Genomic DNA, 15,578 nt, shown 5'->3' on the forward strand with positions numbered 1-15,578 from the left:
TTGAGCCCGCGCCGGGCTCATGTTTTTCCTGCCGGCTGCCGCTCGCGGGGGCTCGAACGCGCTCCCCGCCGTCACACGCTGGACGTCCCCATGACGTACCGTAAGCGCCTCGACGCGAGGCCGGCTGGACCGCTCGCCCAAGCGAGCGAGCCCACTGGAGCTGTTTTGATGACCGAAACCAAGATTTCCTTCGCAGGCAGGCTCGCGCTTGCCTTCGGATCGTTCTTCGCGATCCTCGGCAATGCCGAGCTGGCCGCCGGCGTGCGCCGCCTGCGCAACGGCGAAACCATCGCACCCGCTGCCGCGCCGCGCACTCCGGCTCCGGCCGCCGCGCCCGTCGCCAAACCCGCGCCCGCAGCCGCCCCGGCCCCCGCGCCCGCCATCGAAGAAGCCAGTCCGCAGTCGGCGCTGCAGCTGCTGGGCCTGCTCCAGCGCAACGCCCGCTTCGTCGACTTCGTCGAGGAAGACATCGCCAACTATGGCGACGCCGACATCGGCGCGGCCGCGCGCCTCGTGCACGAGGGCTGCCGCGCGACGCTGCGCGAGCACTTCACGATCCGCCCGGTGCGCACGGAGGCCGAAGGCAGCCGCGTGACCATCGCCGAAGGCTTCGACGCCACGGCCATCCGCCTGACCGGCAACGTGGTCGGCGCGGCGCCGTACAACGGCACGATCAGCCACCGCGGCTGGCGCGTCGACGACGTCAAGCTGCCCAAGCTCGTGAAGTCGCACGACGCCAAGGTCCTCGCACCGGCGGAGGTGGAACTGTGAGCGAAGCGCGTTATTCCATTGGCGTCGACCTCGGCACGACGCATTGCGCCCTGTCCTACGTGGACCTCGCCGGCAGTGACGGCGAAAAGGCCACCCAGGGCGTGCTCGCCGTTACGCAACTGACCGCGCCCGGCGCGATCGAGTCGCCCGAGCTGCTGCCCTCGTTCCTGTACCTGCCCAACGCGGGCGAGCTGACGCCGGGCGACCTCACGCTGCCCTGGACCGCCACGCGCGATTACGCCGTGGGCGAAATGGCGCGCAGCCGCGGCGCCGGCACGCCCATCCGCCTCGTGTCGAGCGCGAAGAGCTGGCTCTGCCATCCCGGTGTGGACCGCCGCGCCGCGATCCTGCCCAACGACGCGCCGCCCGAAGTCGCGCGCGTCTCGCCGCTCGAAAGCTCGATCCGTTACCTCACGCACCTGCGCGAGGCGTGGGATCACGCACACCCCAACACGCCGTTCGCCGAGCAGGACGTCACCGTCACGATCCCGGCCTCGTTCGATCCGGCCGCGCGCGAGCTCACCGCCGAAGCCGCGCAGGCCGCCGGCTACACGCGCATGACGCTGCTGGAGGAACCCCAGGCGGCGCTCTATAGCTGGATCCAGAAGAGCGGCGGCGCATGGCGCAAGGAAGTCAAGGTCGGCGACATCATCCTCGTGGTGGACGTGGGCGGCGGCACGACCGACCTCTCGCTGATCGCCGTGGTCGAGCGCGAGGGCAACCTTGAGCTGCACCGCGTGGCCGTGGGCGAGCACATCCTGCTCGGCGGCGACAACATGGATCTCGCGCTCGCCCACGTGGTCGCGCGCAAGCTCGCGGCGCAGGGCACCCAGGCCGACCCGTGGCAGCTGCGCGCGCTCACCTATGCGTGCCGCTCGGCCAAGGAGACGCTGCTCTCCGACCCGAGCGTGGAGACCGTGCCGCTCGTCGTGCCGAGCCGCGGCTCGAAGCTGATCGGCGGCTCGATCCGCACCGAACTCACGCGCACCGAGCTCACGCAGATCATCCTCGAAGGCTTCTTCCCTCAAGTGGATGCGGCGGCGCGGCCCGTCACGCGCGCCCGCGCCGGCCTCACGCAGCTCGGCCTGCCCTACGCGCAGGACGCCGGCGTGACGCGCCACCTCGCGGCGTTCCTCGGCCGCCAGGTGGGCGCGCTCGCGGAACTCGAAGGCCTCGGCGCGCCCGTGGCGAGTGCCCAGGGCGCGAGCTTCCTGCATCCCACGGCGGTGCTGTTCAACGGCGGCGTGTTCAAGTCGTCGCTGCTTTCGGAGCGCGTGCTCGAGATCCTCAATGGCTGGCTCGCGGCCGAAGGCGCACCGGCCGCCCGTCTGCTGGGCGGCGCGGACCTCGACCTCGCGGTCGCGCGCGGCGCGGCGTACTACGGCTATGTGAAGCGCGGCAAGGGCGTGCGCATCCGCGGAGGCACGGCGCGCGCGTACTACGTGGCGATCGAATCGGCCATGCCCGCGGTGCCGGGCCTCGAGCCGCCGGTCTCGGCGCTGTGCGTCGCGCCCTTCGGCATGGAGGAAGGCACGGACGCGGCGCTGCCGCCGCAGGAATTCGGCCTCGTGGTGGGCGAGCCGGTGCACTTCCGCTTCTTCGGCTCTTCGGTGCGCCGCCAGGACCAGGTGGGCACGCTGCTCGACTACTGGTCGGCGGAAGAGCTTCAGGAGCTCGAAGAGATCCAGGCCACGCTGCCAAGCGAGGGCCGTACGCCCGGCGAAGTCGTGCCCGTCAAGCTGCACGCGCGTGTGACCGAAGCCGGGACGCTCGAGCTCGAAGCCGTGCCGAGCGGCAGCAACGAGCGCTGGAAGGTCGAATTCGACGTGCGCGGCGGCGCTAGCGCCTGAAGCGGCCCAACCGTCACTTGAGCACGATGAAGCGATACGTCGTAGGCATAGACCTCGGAACGAGCAACACCGTCGTTGCCTACGCCGAAGCGGGCGCGGACGAGATCCGCGTCTTCGATATCGAGCAGCTCACCGCGCCCGGCGAGGTGAGCGCGCAGCCGCTCCTGCCCTCGGCGCGCTACCAGCCGGCGCCGGGCGAACTCGCGCCGGGCGCCGTGCAACTGCCCTGGCCCACGGCTGCGGCGCCGGAAGCCGTGGCAGGTGCGGTGCCGCCTGTCGTCGGCCGTCTCGCGCGCACGCTCGGCGCCCAGGTGCCGGGCCTGCTCGTCGCCAGCGCGAAGAGCTGGCTCTCGCACGCCTCGGTGGACCGGCTCGCGCCCATCCTGCCGTGGGGCGCACCCGACGACGTCGGCAAGGTTTCGCCGGTGGACGCGAGCGCGAGCTATCTCGCGCACGTGCGCGCCGCGTGGAACCACCGCTTCCCGCACGCGCCGCTCGAGGACCAGGACGTGGTGCTCACCGTGCCCGCCTCGTTCGACGACGGCGCGCGCGCGCTCACGCTCGAAGCGGCGCGGCGCGCGCGGCTGCCCGCGCTGCGCCTGCTCGAAGAGCCGCAGGCCGCGTTCTACGATTGGCTGTTCCACCATCGCGAAACCTTGCAGGCCGAGCTTGCGCAAACGCGCCTCGTGCTCGTCTGCGACGTGGGCGGCGGCACCACCGACCTCACGCTCATCAAGGTCCAGGTCGAGAACGGCGAGCCGCAGCTGAGCCGCATCGGCGTGGGCAACCACCTGATGCTGGGCGGCGACAACATGGACCTCGCGCTCGCGCATCTGGCCGAGAGCCGGCTCGCGGGCGAGAACGCGCGCCTCTCCGCCGCGAGCCTCTCGCAGCTCGTCGAGCGCTGCCGTGTCGCGAAAGAGCAATTGCTGGGCGACGCCGCGCCCGACGCGGTCGGCGTGACGCTGCTCGGCGCGGGCTCACGGCTGATCGGCGGCGCGCGCACGACGCAGCTCACGCGCGACGAGGCCGAGCGCATCGTCGTGGACGGCTTTTTCCCCGCAGGCGGCCCCGACGACCTGCCTCGCCGCTCGCGCGCGGCGATCGTCGAGTTCGGCCTGCCCTATGCCGCCGACGCGGCGGTCACACGCCATATCGCGGCGTTCCTGCATCGCTTCGCCGCGCAGTCGCGCGAGGCACTGGGCGTGGCGAACAGCGGGGCAACGCCCCTGCCCGTGCCCGACACGCTGCTGCTCAACGGCGGCGTATTCCGCGCGCAAGCGCTGGCCGGGCGACTGCACGAGACGATGAGCGCGTGGCGCGAAGCGCCCCTCACCGTGCTGCAAAACGACCAGCCCGACGTGGCGGTCGCGCGCGGCGCGGTCGCCTTCGCGCTGGCGCGCTCGGGGCGTGCGCCGCGCATCGGCGGCGGCTCGCCGCGCAGCTACTTCCTCGTGCTCGACAATGAGAACGGCAAAAGCGCGGACGACGATGCAAGAACGCGCGGCGTCTGCCTGCTGCCGCGCGGCACCGAGGAAGGCCACGAAGTGCGCCTCGACGACCGCGTGTTCGCGTTGCGTCTGGGCCATCCCGTGCAATTCCACCTGGTCTCGACGGTCGCCGATACGGCCTGGCGGCCTGGCGAGATCGCCGAGATTTCGTCGGCGGACTTCGTGCGGCTGCCGCCGCTATCCACTGTGGTGCAGCGCCAGGCTGCCCAGGGCACACAAGGCGCCCAAGGCGCTCAGGCTGCTCGCGCGGAACAGGAACGGCCGGTGAAGCTCACAGCGCAACTGACCGAGGTGGGCACACTGGAAGTCGGCTGCCTCGCCACCGATGACGACGCCCAACGCTGGCTGCTCGAATTCCAGCTGCGCCGCGACGAGGCCTCAGGCACCGAGGCGAGCCAGGGCGCGCGCCACGCCGGGCTCGACGAAGCCATCGCCCTGATCGACCGCGTGTTCGGCCCGAAGTCGGCGAAGGTCGACCCCAAGGAGGTCAAGCGCCTGCGCGCGCAGCTCGAACACGGCCTCGGGCCACGCCAGAACTGGGACGGCCCGCTGCTGCGCGAGCTGTTCGGCGCGCTGTGGGAGCGCGCGGCACGCCGCCGCCGCTCGCCCGACCACGAGCGCCTGTGGCTGAACCTCGCGGGCTTCTGCGTGCGGCCCGGCTTCGGCTATCCGCTCGACGAGTGGCGCGTCGAGCAGCTCTGGACCCTCTTCGACGACGGCATCCAGCACGTCAACGAAGGCCAGGTGTGGTCCGAGTGGTGGACGCTGTGGCGGCGCACGGCGGGCGGTCTCGACGACGCCGCGCAGGAGCAGGTGCTCGAGGCGATGCGCTGGCTCGAAGAAGCGGCGAGCTCGAAGCAGCACAAGCTGCCCTTCGATCCCGCGAAGCTCGGACATCAGGACATGGTGCGCCTCTACGCTTCGCTCGAACGGATCTCGGCCGAACGGAAGATCGAGATCGGCGAGCAGCTTTTGACGCGCCTGCAAAAGCCCGCGGAGAATCATCAGAGCTGGTGGGCCGTGGGCCGCATCGGCGCGCGCCTGCCCTTTTACGGCAGCGCGCACGGCGTCGTGGCGCCCGAGGTGGCCACGCGCTGGCTCGACGCGATCCTCGCGCTCGACTGGAAGAAGGTCGAGCCGGCCATGTTCGCCGCTGCGCAGATCGCGCGCATGACCGGCGACCGCTCGCGCGATCTGGATCCCGCCGTGCGGGAGACGGTCCTGCGGCGGCTCGAAGGCGCGAACGCCCCGCAGACGTGGATCGAGATGGTGCGCGAAGTCGTGACGCTCGATGGCGCCGATACGGGCCGCGTGTTCGGCGAAGCGCTGCCGGCGGGCTTGAAGCTGATGGCTGGCTGAACGCCCCACGCGCGCCACGCGAACGCCGCTCACGGCGAGCGGCTGGACCACGCGGGACGGTGCCAGATACAAAAATCCCCGCGCACCAGGCCGTTCATGGCGAACGGCCGGCAACGCGGGGATGTTCGACTCGCAGACCGCAACGGCGCCAGGCGCCGTTCAATCCGCCAGCCGATTTACTTCTTTTCGTCCTTGATCTGCGGCAGCGCCGACGCCTCGCCCGGCGTGAGCAGACCGACTTGCGCGTAGACGCGCAGCTTGTCGCGCGTATCGGTGATGTCGAGATTGCGCATCGTCAGCTGGCCGATACGGTCGCGCGGCGAGAACGTCGAAGCCACCTTCTCCATCGAGAGACGTTCCGGCTGGTACGTCAGGTTCGGCGACTTCGTGCTCAGGATCGAGTAGTCATTGCCGCGGCGCAGCTCGAGCGTCACTTCGCCCGTGATCGCGCGCGCAACCCAGCGCTGGGCCGTTTCGCGCAGCATGATCGCCTGCGGGTCGAACCAGCGGCCCTGGTACAACAGGCGGCCGAGACGGCGGCCGTTCTCGCGGTACTGCTCGATGGTGTCTTCGTTGTGGATGCCGGTGACGAGGCGCTCATAGGCGATGTGCAGCAGGGCGAGACCCGGGGCCTCGTAGATGCCGCGGCTCTTCGCCTCGATAATGCGGTTCTCGATCTGGTCGCTCATGCCCAGACCGTGGCGTCCGCCGATGCGGTTCGCCTCGAGCAGCAGCTCGACTGCGTCCGTGAACGTCTTGCCGTTCAGCGCGACCGGCTGGCCTTCCTCGAAGCGGATCGTGACTTCCTCGCGCTCGACCTTGACGTCGTCGCGCCAGAACGCCACGCCCATGATCGGGTTGACGATCTTGATGCCCGACTCGAGGCTTTCCAGATCCTTCGCCTCGTGCGTGGCGCCGAGCAGGTTCGAGTCCGTCGAGTAGGCCTTTTCCGCCGACATCTTGTACGCGAAGCCCGACTGGCGCATGAACTCCGACATTTCCGAGCGGCCGCCGAGTTCGTCGATGAACAGCTGGTCGAGCCACGGCTTGTAGATCTTCAGATCCGGATTGACGAGCAGACCGTAGCGGTAGAAGCGCTCGATGTCGTTGCCCTTGTAGGTCGAGCCGTCGCCCCAGATGTTGACGCCGTCTTCCTTCATCGCGGCGACGAGCATCGTGCCCGTCACGGCGCGCCCGAGCGGCGTGGTGTTGAAGTAGGTGACGCCGCCCGTGGAGACATGGAACGCGCTGCTTTGCAGCGCCGCGATGCCTTCGGCCACAAGCTGCGCACGGCAGTCGATCAGGCGGGCGCCTTCGGCGCCGTATTCCGTCGCGCGGCGCGGGATCGAATCGTAGTCGTCTTCGTCGGGCTGGCCGAGATTGGCGGTGTACGCGTACGGCACGGCGCCCTTCTTGCGCATCCAGTGCAGCGCGGCGCTGGTGTCGAGGCCGCCCGAGAACGCAATACCTACTTTTTGACCAACCGGAACACTTTCAAGAATCGTACTCATCGACAAAACCCGTTGAATGGAGGACATAGACCAGGCGCATAGTTTACCCGATGCGCGGGGGCTGGCCCCCTGGGTCCGACAGAAATCGTGTTGGAAAGGCGCTTTTTGGGCGGGATTTTAGGCAAATCGGGTCAGGCCTGCCCCGCTCTGGCCTCGTTTCGAGGCAGCGTGGTTTGACACAGCGAAGCCTCGTCGCACGCGTCGCACTCCAGCGCCGGTCAGGCAGGGAGTGGATATCGGGTGGACAGCCGCCATCGCGCCCCAAATTCACGCCAACGCAGCGCCATATGGCACGCAGCTGCTAATAGGACCAGGCGTGCAGCATAGGCAGCAGCCTGCGCGCAGAAATCACCAAAAACGTAATCCCCGACGGCGCAGGACGCGCATCAAACGGCGCTGTTGTCGGGCGGCTGTGGCGACAAGCCTGGCCAGGCCGTGGTGCCGGAATCCTCGGTACCAGGAATGACGGGCTGGCCTCGGTTCTCACGATACCACTGCGGTGTGAATCGTCCGTCTTTATCCCGTGGCGACTCCATCGTGCTGAACATATGTTGACTGGCGATCAGCGTGCTGCCGCATGCGCTATGCATGCCCTCCAGCGCCACCGGCTGCCCGTCGACGTTGAACGTGGACGAGCCCACGATCGCGTTGTTGCCGTGCAGTGGGCAGGAAACGAGATCGCCGACACGGGCGACCGGATGGCCAGCGTACTTTGTCGCAGGCGCGCCGGTGATGACTTGTCCGGCGTGATCGGTCACGTCGCCAAGCAAGATAATGGAACGGTGCGTCAATGCGCATCTCCTTTACTCGGTGCGGAAGGGCAAATTTTTGCGGATCGTGACAACACGCAGATCGGCCGCGTCGTGCAGCAGAAACACGTGGTCCATGACCGACAGCGCGCGTGGGCGGCGCACCACGCTAGTTGGAGGGAATATCCATCGACCACGAGCGAGCAAGGTGGGGGGCAGCGTAACAGAACTCCGGTCCGCCTCCGGGCTCGCGAGATCAAGAGAATCGTTCGACAGCAACGACTGGGTACGGGACGGGTGTGTCGGCAACTTGAGTCAGACGCACATCGGTGACCGGCTGGACCCACGCGGCGAGAGAGTCGAGATTGCGTCTGCAGTTCCGCACGCTGCCGGTTTCGCAGCGCCACAAAACAAAACGGACGCCCCGGCCGGTCCCGAAGCGTCCGCAAACCTCAGCAGCCCCCTCCCGCTCAATTCCCCGCACTCGCCTCCACGGTCTGCACGGCCGGATGCGCCACGGCACCCTCCTGCGGCAGCGCCCAGCCGAGCCAGCGCGCACGATGCGCGAGCACCAGCATGAACGCCAGCGCCGCGAGCGCGCCGAACGTCGCAAAACCCATCTGATAGCTGCCCGTGCTTTCTCGCGCGATACCCATGATCACCGGCAGATAGAACCCGCCGATGCCGCCCGCCGCGCCCACGATACCCGACATCAGGCCCGTGCGGCCATGCCAGCGGCGCGGCACGAGCTGGAACGTCGCGCCGTTGCCGAGACCGAAGCACACGTAGGTGAGTGCGAGCAGCGCGATGCCGGCGCCAAGCGGCGGCATCCACGCGGCGAACGCGAAATCGCACAGCGAGATGGCCGCGAGCAGCAGCACGAGCGCGCGCACGCCCGAGATGCGGTCGGCGACCAGACCGCCGATGGGGCGCACCATCGCGCCCGTGAGCGCGAGCGCGAGCGCGAGCAGCGACATGATCACGCCGGCCTCGAGCTTGGGCACCTGATAGAGCGAGACGAGCAGCGTCGTCACGTACGACGACATGCCCACGAAGCCGCCGAACGTGATGCTGTACACGAGCATGATGACCCAGGTGTCGCCTTCGCCGAGCACGCCGCGATAGTGGCGCGGCAGCACGGCAATCGCGAGCAGCGCGCCCATCACGGGCAGCAGCAGCACGCCGGTCTTGCCGGCGCCGAACACGCCCGCATGCACGGCGAGCACGAGCGCGATCAGACCCGCGAGCGTGACGAAGAACGCGCGCAGCGCCTGCGCCGTGCTGCCCGACTTTTGGCCGAGATCGCGAGCCCAGAAGCACACGGCCGTCGCGGCGAGACCGAGCAGCGGCAGCGCCGCGCCCGTGGCATGCATCCAGCCGTGGCTGTTGGCGAGCCCCGGAAACAGGAAGCCGTCGAGCACCGCGCCGATATTGCCGGCGGCGGCGAGCCCGAGCACGAGGCCCTGCACCTTCGGCGGATAGTTGCTGCCCGCCATCGGCAGCGCCACCGCGAAGCTCGCGCCGCCCACGCCCAGCAGCACGCCGAGCACGAGCAGCAGCGTATAGGACGGCGCACCCGGCATCAGCAGCAGCACGAGCGCGGGAATCGCCGAAAGCGCGATGCCCATCAGCGCGACCTTGCGGCCATCGCAGGCCTGGTAGAGGTTGCCGAGCGTCACGCGCAGAATGGCCGCGCCCAGCACCGGCACCGCGACGAGCAGGCCGAGCTCGGCCGGCGTCATCTTGATGTCCTTCTGGATAAACGGCGCGAGCGGGCCGAACATCACCCACACCGTGAAACCGGTGTCGAAATACAGGAAACACGCGACCAGCGCGCGCCAGTTGCCGCTCTTTAGCGAACTCAAAAGTGCTTTCACGAGGCTCTCTCCAGGTAATGAGTCTCGGCACGCCAACGGCGCCCCGGTTCCGTTATTTCGTAGTCCGATTCAAGTGCGCAAATAAAAAAGCGTCCCGAAGCGCATCCGCATGAAGCTGTTCCGCTCCATGGGATGCCACCTCGGGACGCCGTTGCCCCGCCTTGTTCGTCGCCATCGTCCCGCGTGTGCGTGACGAACTGAAATCGTCGAGGCCGTCGTTGGCCTCGCGGATTATTTAGCAATACGTATGCCAGCGGCGGGGGAAATGAAATGTGATCGCCGCAACGGCTTGTGTGACGGGCCGCTCGCGGGCGGCTGCGTTTTCGTGACGGAACATCCGGGACGCGCATCGATCCGTGCGACACACCGTTGATGTGCGGTTCACGAAAGCTGCTGGTGCACTGCAGCGTAGCCGCGCACCAGAGCCGGGCGCAGGTGCCGCCCGCGCGGCGACCTATTATTGAAGCGAGCGAAGTGCTCTGCCTCGCACTGGAGGCGCATCATGAGACCCGCTGGATGGATCTTGCTGGGCACGCTGGCCTTCGTCGCATTCGCCGTGTGGTCGGAAAGCGTCGCAGCGAACAGCGCGAAGCCCGTTGCGGCCTCGTCCTCGACTGGCATGCCGGTCGCGCAAGCCGCAGCCACACCGACGATCGCCATCGTTTCCGGCACCTGGGGTGCCAATTGCGGCGCGCCACGCGGCAATGCCACGCGCGATCTCGCGCGGCACTGCAATGGCTTGCTCACCTGTGGGTATGTGCTCGGCGCGCACGCGCCGGGCTCCCCATCGACTCCCGCGCCGAAGCCGCTGCTCTCCGGCCGCAAGATGACGTCCTTCGAGACGTGCCGCGTGGACTATCGCGCGCAATGGCGATGCGGCAGCCGCGAGTTTCATGACGCATCGCTCAGCGCAGGCGCGTCGCCCGGCGACACGCTCGTGCTGAGCTGCGTGCGCGAAAACGGGCCGGGGCACTGAAGCACCCGCCCGCCACCACCATCACGCGTCCGATAGCGCGCCGGCCGTAACCGCCTGCTCGATATGCGCGGCAAAGCCGGTGCTGCCCGGTGCGATCTCGTCGCGCAACGTGAGCGCCGGAATCTCGTACGCCCCCGCATTCTGCGGACGAAACGCAATCGGCGCGGTGCTCCATAGCGTATCGAGCCGCTCGCCCAATGCCTCGCGCGTGGCCGCGAAGCGTGCTTCGTCCATGCGGCCGGTGCGATAGACGAGGAACGGCGGCAGCACGTCGAAGCCGGGGTAATAGAGCACGCCATGCTGGATCGGAAACAGGATGTCGTCGATCGGCCCGTTGACGCCGCGCGCACTGTAGTGCGACTCCCAGCCGCCCGTCGTCACGACCAGCATCGCGCGCTTGCCCGCGAGCGTGCCTTCGCCGTAGCGACTGCCCCAGCGCCGGTCGGAATGCTCTCCCACTCCATACCCAAACCCGTAGGCATAGACGCGCTCGATCCAGCCCTTGAGGATCGCGGGCATCGAAAACCACCAGAGCGGAAACTGCAGAATGACCGCGTCGGCCCATCGCAGCTTGTCCTGCTCGCGCTCGATGTCCGCGCTTTGCGTGCCGCTCGCGAAAGCGTGCTTCGATTCGAGCGACGGATTGAACGGCGCGGCGGCGTCGCGACCGGGCGCATCCTGCGCGTCCAGGACCGCCTTCCAGTTCATTGCGTAGAGGTCCGAAACCCGGACCGTATGGCCCGCCTGCGTGAGACGGTCGTGCGCGAAATCCTTGAGCGCCCCGTTGAGCGAGCGCGGCTCGGGATGGGCGTAGACGATAAGTACGTTCATGCTGAAGCTCCGGTGGTTGAATCGATCGGGTGAATGGCTCTCAGCATAAGGACCCGTCTGCTATATTTGAAATGAATATCGGCAATGACAGGTATTACGATGCTTAATCTACGTCGCCTCGATCTCAATCTGCTGGTCACGCTCGACGTGCTGCTCGCCGAGCTCAACGTCACGCGCGCCGCCGAGCGCCTGAACTTCTCGCAGCCGGCGGTGAGCGTGCACCTGGCAAAGCTGCGCGAGCTGCTGGGCGACCCGCTCCTGCTGCCGGGCCCGCGCGGCATGCGGCCCACGACGCGCGCGCAGGCGCTGCGCGAGCCCTTGCGCGAAGCGCTCGAAGCGTTGGAGCGCGCGGTGGCCCCCGCCAGCCCTTTCGATCCGGCCGCCGCGCAGCACACCTGGCGCATAGCCGCCACCGACTATGGCGAATCGACCGTCGTCCTGCCGATGCTGCGCGCCCTGCGCACGGCGGCGCCGCATACGCGCCTCGCGATTGTCGAGCTCGTCCCGCCGCGCATCGCGAAGGCGACAGAGCAAGGCGAGATCGACCTCGCGTTCCACATCACCAGCGACGCGCCCGAGGGCCTGCGCCAGCGCGTGCTGTTCAAGGAGCGGTATGTGCTCGCGGGACGTACGGGGCATCCACGGCTCAAGCGTCGCCCCAACGCGAAGCAGTTCTGCGAGCTCGAGCACGTGATCGTCTCGCCGGACGGCGGCGGCTTTCGCGGCGTGACCGACGAGACGCTCGCCGAGGCCGGGCTCGCGCGCCGCGTCGTGCTCTCCGTGCCGCATTTCCTTTTCGTGATGTCGGCGCTCGCGCAGTCCGATCTCGTGGCGATGCTGCCGTGGCGGCTCGTGCGCGACAACCCCGCGCTCAAGGTGGTCGAGGCGCCGGTCGAAGTACCGGGCTATGAGGTGTGCATGCTGTGGCACGAGCGCGTGCATCGCGACCCGGCTCATCAGTGGCTGCGCGAGCAGATTGCGGCGACTGTCTGAGCCCGCTTTCCGTGCCGCCTGCACGCGCGCGAACGCAGTGGCGCATGCCGCCGGCACCCAGCCCACGCAATTCACACAGGCTCAAGACGCGCTCATCGCCTCTTCATGAGCGGATGCCACCGGCGGCGCGCCTTCCCCAGCACCCGCACGCCGCGCCTCGAACACTTCACGCGCCGAAAACAAGCCGTTCAGCGCCGCAGGAAAGCCCGCATAAACGGCCATCTGCATGATGGTCTCGACGATCTCCTCCTCGCTCAAGCCCACGTTCAGCCCGGCGGCGACATGCACCTTGAGCTGCGGCTGCGCATGGCCGAGCGCTGTCAGCGCCGCGATGGTCGCGATCTCGCGCGAGCGCAGGTCGAGCCCAGGCCGCGCGTAGATATCGCCGAACGGAAACTCCAGCAAATAGCGCGCGAAGTCGGGCGCAATGTCCGCGAGCGCGGCGACGACGTGCTCGCCCGCGCTGCCGTCAATCGCCGCGAGCATGCGCTGACCGCGCGCGAGCCGGCTTTCCTGTGCCGCGTCGTGCGCGGGCGCTTCGTTCTGTGGGTTGACCCGGTTCTGCCGATTCGTGTGGTTCTGCATGTGTCTTGCCTCGCGAAGATGATCGGACGGTCGAATAGCCTTCGATCTTGGCGTCGAGAGCGAGAAGACACGATTGAAGCTCGGCAATATGCGCACGCACGGCTTCGCGGTGCGCCACCAGCAGCTCGCAGCGCTCGCCTTCGGTGGCGGCGCCTTGCGCGCGCAACTGTGCGTAGCGCAACATGCCCTGGATCGGCATGCCGGTTTTCTTCAGGCGGCCCAGAAACGCGAGCCAGTCGAGAATCGACCGGTCGTAGGCACGCTGCCCAGACGCGTCGCGCAGCGCGAACGGAATCAGTCCGATGCGCTCGTAATAACGGATCGTATGGACGGAGAGCCCCGTCACGCTTGCCAGATCGCCAATCTTCATGTGCTTTCCCTCAACGACATGCGTGATGGTGGGACTTCGAGTGCACTCCAGGTCAAGAGAAATTATCGCCTGGTTGTGTCCCCTTTGACGAGCCATGTCCGATTCTGCGGCATCTGCAATGGCAACAGCATGAATCGTTATTGACATGTCAGTCCAGAATGAATATTCTGCAGCCATGGTTAGACCCAGAGAGTTCGATCGTGACGAGGCACTAGAGCGCGCTACACGCGTGTTCTGGGAGAAAGGCTATGCCTCGACTTCAACCGAGGACCTGCTCAAGGCCATGAACATCGGGCGGCAGAGTCTCTACAACGCGTTCGGCGACAAACGAAAGCTCTACCTTGAAGCGCTGGAACGATATCAACAGGAAACGACCGCCGGCCACCTGGAGCGTCTGAATAGCCGTCCATCACCTATAGCCGGCATCGAAGCACTTTTGCTTGGCCTCATTGCCGAAGATGACTGTGTGCGCGCACTCGGATGCATGGGTGTCGGCGCGGTCAGTGAATTTGGCGCTTCCGATCCTGAGCTGGTGATGCTGAGAAGCAAAGTGGGCCCGAAGCTCTTCAGGCGTCTGGTCGAGCGCATTCGTGAAGGACAGGCATGCGGCGAAATTGACGCAGGCATCGACGCTCGCGAAGCCGCCGCCTTTCTGCAGATGACGATGCAGGGTATTCAGCTCGGCGCACGAGCAGGTCACGACGCCAGGAGCTTGCTCAGCCAGGTGAGATTTGCAATCAGCCGTATGAGACCTCGCTAGGCAGCAGAAGCCTGGCGTGGTTGACGTTCGCCCTATTATGGACTGATCTATCAAAAATGGAGCTACTGATGAACGAACACTGCGGAGTTACTGGAAAGGTTGCCATTGTCTTCGGTGGCTCGCGAGGCATTGGCGCGGCCGCAGCGAGACGCCTCGCAAGCGAAGGCGCCGATGTGGCGATTACCTACGTTTCGGCGCCGGAGCGCGCCGCCGAAACGGTCAGGGCGATTGAGACTATCGGGCGATCCGGTCTTGCCATCAAGGCCGACAGCGCGGATCCAGCAGCGATTAAGGCAGCTGTCGCGCAGACGGTAGATCATTTCGGAAAGCTGGATATCGCGATTGTCAACGCTGGCATCTTGATGCTCGGTGACGTCGCGACGGTGAGCGTGGAAGATCTTGACCGTATGCTGGACGTCAATGTGCGTGGCGTCTTTCTTGCCATCCAGGCCGCCGCCGCGCGCCTCACTGACGGCGGCCGGATCATCACGATTGGCAGCAACACGCGGTGCGAAGCGGCCATCCGGGGTCGAGCGTTTACTCGATGACGAAGGCTGCCGTTGCGGTAATGGTCAAAGGCGTCGCCATCGATCTGGCAGGACGGGGCATTACGGTCAACAACATTCAACCTGGGCCAACTGTAACGGATATGACGGCCGCTCATATCGACGCGATCAAGCCGCACATTCCACTTAAGCGCGCTGCCGATCCGGATGAGATTGCCGGTCTGGTCGCCTACCTCGCCCGCAAGGAGTCAGGCTACATGACCGGCTCCAGCCTCACCATCGACGGTGGCATGGCGCTTTGATCCTCCGCTGATCCTGGCGGGAGCCTGTGGGATCGTCGCGCCGGTATTGTGTGCCTGTTCGTATCGCCTTATCAGCGAACGCGTGAACTCGCCCGCGCGAAGCAACTCAGCATGAATCTCTCGATGGCAGTTCGAAAACTTGGTAGCGCTGAACGTAGTCGAGAGCTTCGATTGACCGCTCCTCGCGCAAAGCATCCGCAATCTCGGCCTCATACGTCTTCCAATACGAGCTGGTAAAGGGGGTAGCGAGGGGGAAGCGCACCTTGATCACATAGGCATCCTATCCATTAAACCCGCCGTCAATCGTCAGGCTGGCGCCCGTAGCCAATGCGGCTTCGGGACTCGCGAGCCAGGCAACCATTCCCGCAATTTCGTCCACCTGAGCAAACAGCGGTAGTGCAAGCCTCTGCCTGAAGGCCGGCGCGTCGCCGGCACCTTGGCGTTCGGGTTGATCTTCAGGAACGACGGCAGGTGCTGCTCACCCTCGAAGGTATCGACCGCGATGAGTTCGAACGGCGTTTGCAGCTCTTCGAGCAGCAGCGCGGCCTTCAGCGGATTGGGCGAAGGATGGAAATCAATCTGGAGCATGACAATTCCTTCAACAGGGAAACAGGTGTCGTATGGAAC

Annotated in this window: 13 protein-coding genes and 2 pseudogenes; 7 read left to right on the forward strand and 8 right to left on the reverse strand. The window is 66.9% G+C overall.

Going from position 1 to position 15,578, the window contains the following annotated elements; genetic code table 11:
• Positions 1-168 precede the first annotated feature (168 nt).
• The 3 genes from E1956_RS39990 to E1956_RS40000 are packed head-to-tail and all read left to right on the forward strand — an operon-like array spanning position 169 to position 5,491.
• Positions 169-771 carry a DUF2760 domain-containing protein gene (locus tag E1956_RS39990; RefSeq protein ID WP_028216615.1) on the forward strand — a complete coding sequence of 201 codons (603 nt, stop codon included), beginning with the start codon at positions 169-171 and terminating at the stop codon, positions 769-771.
• Positions 768-2,621, forward strand: coding sequence for an Hsp70 family protein (locus E1956_RS39995; RefSeq protein WP_134758821.1), 1,854 nt, complete (start codon positions 768-770; stop codon positions 2,619-2,621). The genes E1956_RS39990 and E1956_RS39995 overlap by 4 nt, the downstream gene beginning before the upstream one ends.
• 26 nt (positions 2,622-2,647) lie before the next feature.
• A complete protein-coding gene (locus E1956_RS40000) occupies positions 2,648-5,491 on the forward strand; it encodes an Hsp70 family protein (protein WP_134758822.1) in 2,844 nt (947 codons plus the stop codon).
• Between the two features lie 176 nt (positions 5,492-5,667).
• Here E1956_RS40000 and argG read toward each other — a convergent pair whose 3' ends face one another.
• From argG to E1956_RS40015, 3 genes are all read right to left on the reverse strand, one after another.
• Positions 5,668-7,002: an argininosuccinate synthase gene (argG, locus tag E1956_RS40005; protein WP_134758823.1), complete on the reverse strand. Its 1,335-nt coding sequence runs from the start codon at positions 7,000-7,002 to the stop codon at positions 5,668-5,670.
• 386 nt (positions 7,003-7,388) lie between these two features.
• Entirely contained in the window at positions 7,389-7,793 is a 405-nt protein-coding gene (locus tag E1956_RS47600) for a PAAR domain-containing protein (protein WP_134758824.1), read from the reverse strand.
• 428 nt (positions 7,794-8,221) lie between these two features.
• Entirely contained in the window at positions 8,222-9,628 is a 1,407-nt protein-coding gene (locus tag E1956_RS40015) for an MFS transporter (RefSeq protein WP_134758825.1), read from the reverse strand.
• 502 nt (positions 9,629-10,130) lie between these two features.
• Here E1956_RS40015 and E1956_RS40020 point away from each other — a divergent pair.
• Positions 10,131-10,604, forward strand: a complete 474-nt coding sequence (locus E1956_RS40020; protein WP_232072240.1) for a hypothetical protein — start codon at positions 10,131-10,133, stop codon at positions 10,602-10,604.
• A 21-nt stretch (positions 10,605-10,625) separates the two neighbouring features.
• Here E1956_RS40020 and E1956_RS40025 read toward each other — a convergent pair whose 3' ends face one another.
• Positions 10,626-11,435, reverse strand: a complete 810-nt coding sequence (locus tag E1956_RS40025; protein WP_134758826.1) for an NAD(P)H-dependent oxidoreductase — start codon at positions 11,433-11,435, stop codon at positions 10,626-10,628.
• Positions 11,436-11,534: 99 nt separating this feature from the next.
• On the opposite strand from E1956_RS40025, the gene E1956_RS40030 reads away from it, so the two are divergent.
• Positions 11,535-12,428 (forward strand): LysR family transcriptional regulator, encoded by an 894-nt coding sequence (locus E1956_RS40030; RefSeq protein WP_134758827.1) that lies wholly within the window; start codon positions 11,535-11,537, stop codon positions 12,426-12,428.
• Positions 12,429-12,509: 81 nt separating this feature from the next.
• On the opposite strand, the gene E1956_RS40035 is transcribed toward E1956_RS40030, so the two are convergent.
• Both E1956_RS40035 and E1956_RS40040 read right to left on the reverse strand, forming a co-directional pair.
• Positions 12,510-12,914, reverse strand: a complete 405-nt coding sequence (locus E1956_RS40035; RefSeq protein WP_197732992.1) for a carboxymuconolactone decarboxylase family protein — start codon at positions 12,912-12,914, stop codon at positions 12,510-12,512.
• On the reverse strand, positions 12,898-13,530 hold the full coding sequence (locus E1956_RS40040; protein ID WP_197732993.1) for a MerR family transcriptional regulator: 633 nt from the start codon (positions 13,528-13,530) through the stop codon (positions 12,898-12,900). The genes E1956_RS40035 and E1956_RS40040 overlap by 17 nt, the downstream gene beginning before the upstream one ends.
• On the opposite strand from E1956_RS40040, the gene E1956_RS40045 reads away from it, so the two are divergent.
• Together E1956_RS40045 and E1956_RS47800 are read left to right on the forward strand one after the other, a co-directional pair.
• A complete protein-coding gene (locus E1956_RS40045; RefSeq protein WP_232072243.1) occupies positions 13,529-14,143 on the forward strand; it encodes a TetR/AcrR family transcriptional regulator in 615 nt (204 codons plus the stop codon). The genes E1956_RS40040 and E1956_RS40045 overlap by 2 nt on opposite strands.
• Positions 14,144-14,211: 68 nt before the next feature.
• A pseudogene (locus E1956_RS47800) lies at positions 14,212-14,951 on the forward strand (SDR family NAD(P)-dependent oxidoreductase).
• 280 nt (positions 14,952-15,231) lie between these two features.
• Here the strand turns inward: E1956_RS47800 and E1956_RS40055 are convergent.
• The gene (locus tag E1956_RS40055) at positions 15,232-15,312 is read right to left on the reverse strand and encodes a hypothetical protein (RefSeq protein ID WP_418789369.1); all 81 of its coding nucleotides are present in this window, start codon (positions 15,310-15,312) and stop codon (positions 15,232-15,234) included.
• 65 nt (positions 15,313-15,377) lie between these two features.
• Positions 15,378-15,539 (reverse strand): annotated as a pseudogene (locus E1956_RS40060) (glutathione S-transferase N-terminal domain-containing protein); the annotation flags it as partial.
• Positions 15,540-15,578: the final 39 nt, after the last annotated feature.

It is taken from the genome of Paraburkholderia pallida, assembly GCF_004524855.1.
GTDB lineage: Bacteria > Pseudomonadota > Gammaproteobacteria > Burkholderiales > Burkholderiaceae > Paraburkholderia > Paraburkholderia oxyphila.

Bases quoted from the DNA above. Each gene is read 5' to 3' on its own strand.
- E1956_RS40055 (WP_418789369.1), bottom strand. From the start codon at position 15,312: ATGGTTGCCTGGCTCGCGAGTCCCGAAGCCGCATTGGCTACGGGCGCC.
- E1956_RS39990 (WP_028216615.1), top strand. From the start codon at position 169: ATGACCGAAACCAAGATTTCCTTCGCAGGCAGGCTCGCGCTTGCCTTC.
- E1956_RS40025 (WP_134758826.1), bottom strand. From the start codon at position 11,435: ATGAACGTACTTATCGTCTACGCCCATCCCGAGCCGCGCTCGCTCAAC.
- E1956_RS40040 (WP_197732993.1), bottom strand. From the start codon at position 13,530: ATGTCAATAACGATTCATGCTGTTGCCATTGCAGATGCCGCAGAATCG.
- E1956_RS40035 (WP_197732992.1), bottom strand. From the start codon at position 12,914: ATGCTCGCGGCGATTGACGGCAGCGCGGGCGAGCACGTCGTCGCCGCG.
- E1956_RS40000 (WP_134758822.1), top strand. From the start codon at position 2,648: ATGAAGCGATACGTCGTAGGCATAGACCTCGGAACGAGCAACACCGTC.
- E1956_RS40020 (WP_232072240.1), top strand. From the start codon at position 10,131: ATGAGACCCGCTGGATGGATCTTGCTGGGCACGCTGGCCTTCGTCGCA.
- argG (WP_134758823.1), bottom strand. From the start codon at position 7,002: ATGAGTACGATTCTTGAAAGTGTTCCGGTTGGTCAAAAAGTAGGTATT.
- E1956_RS40045 (WP_232072243.1), top strand. From the start codon at position 13,529: ATGTCAGTCCAGAATGAATATTCTGCAGCCATGGTTAGACCCAGAGAG.
- E1956_RS40030 (WP_134758827.1), top strand. From the start codon at position 11,535: ATGCTTAATCTACGTCGCCTCGATCTCAATCTGCTGGTCACGCTCGAC.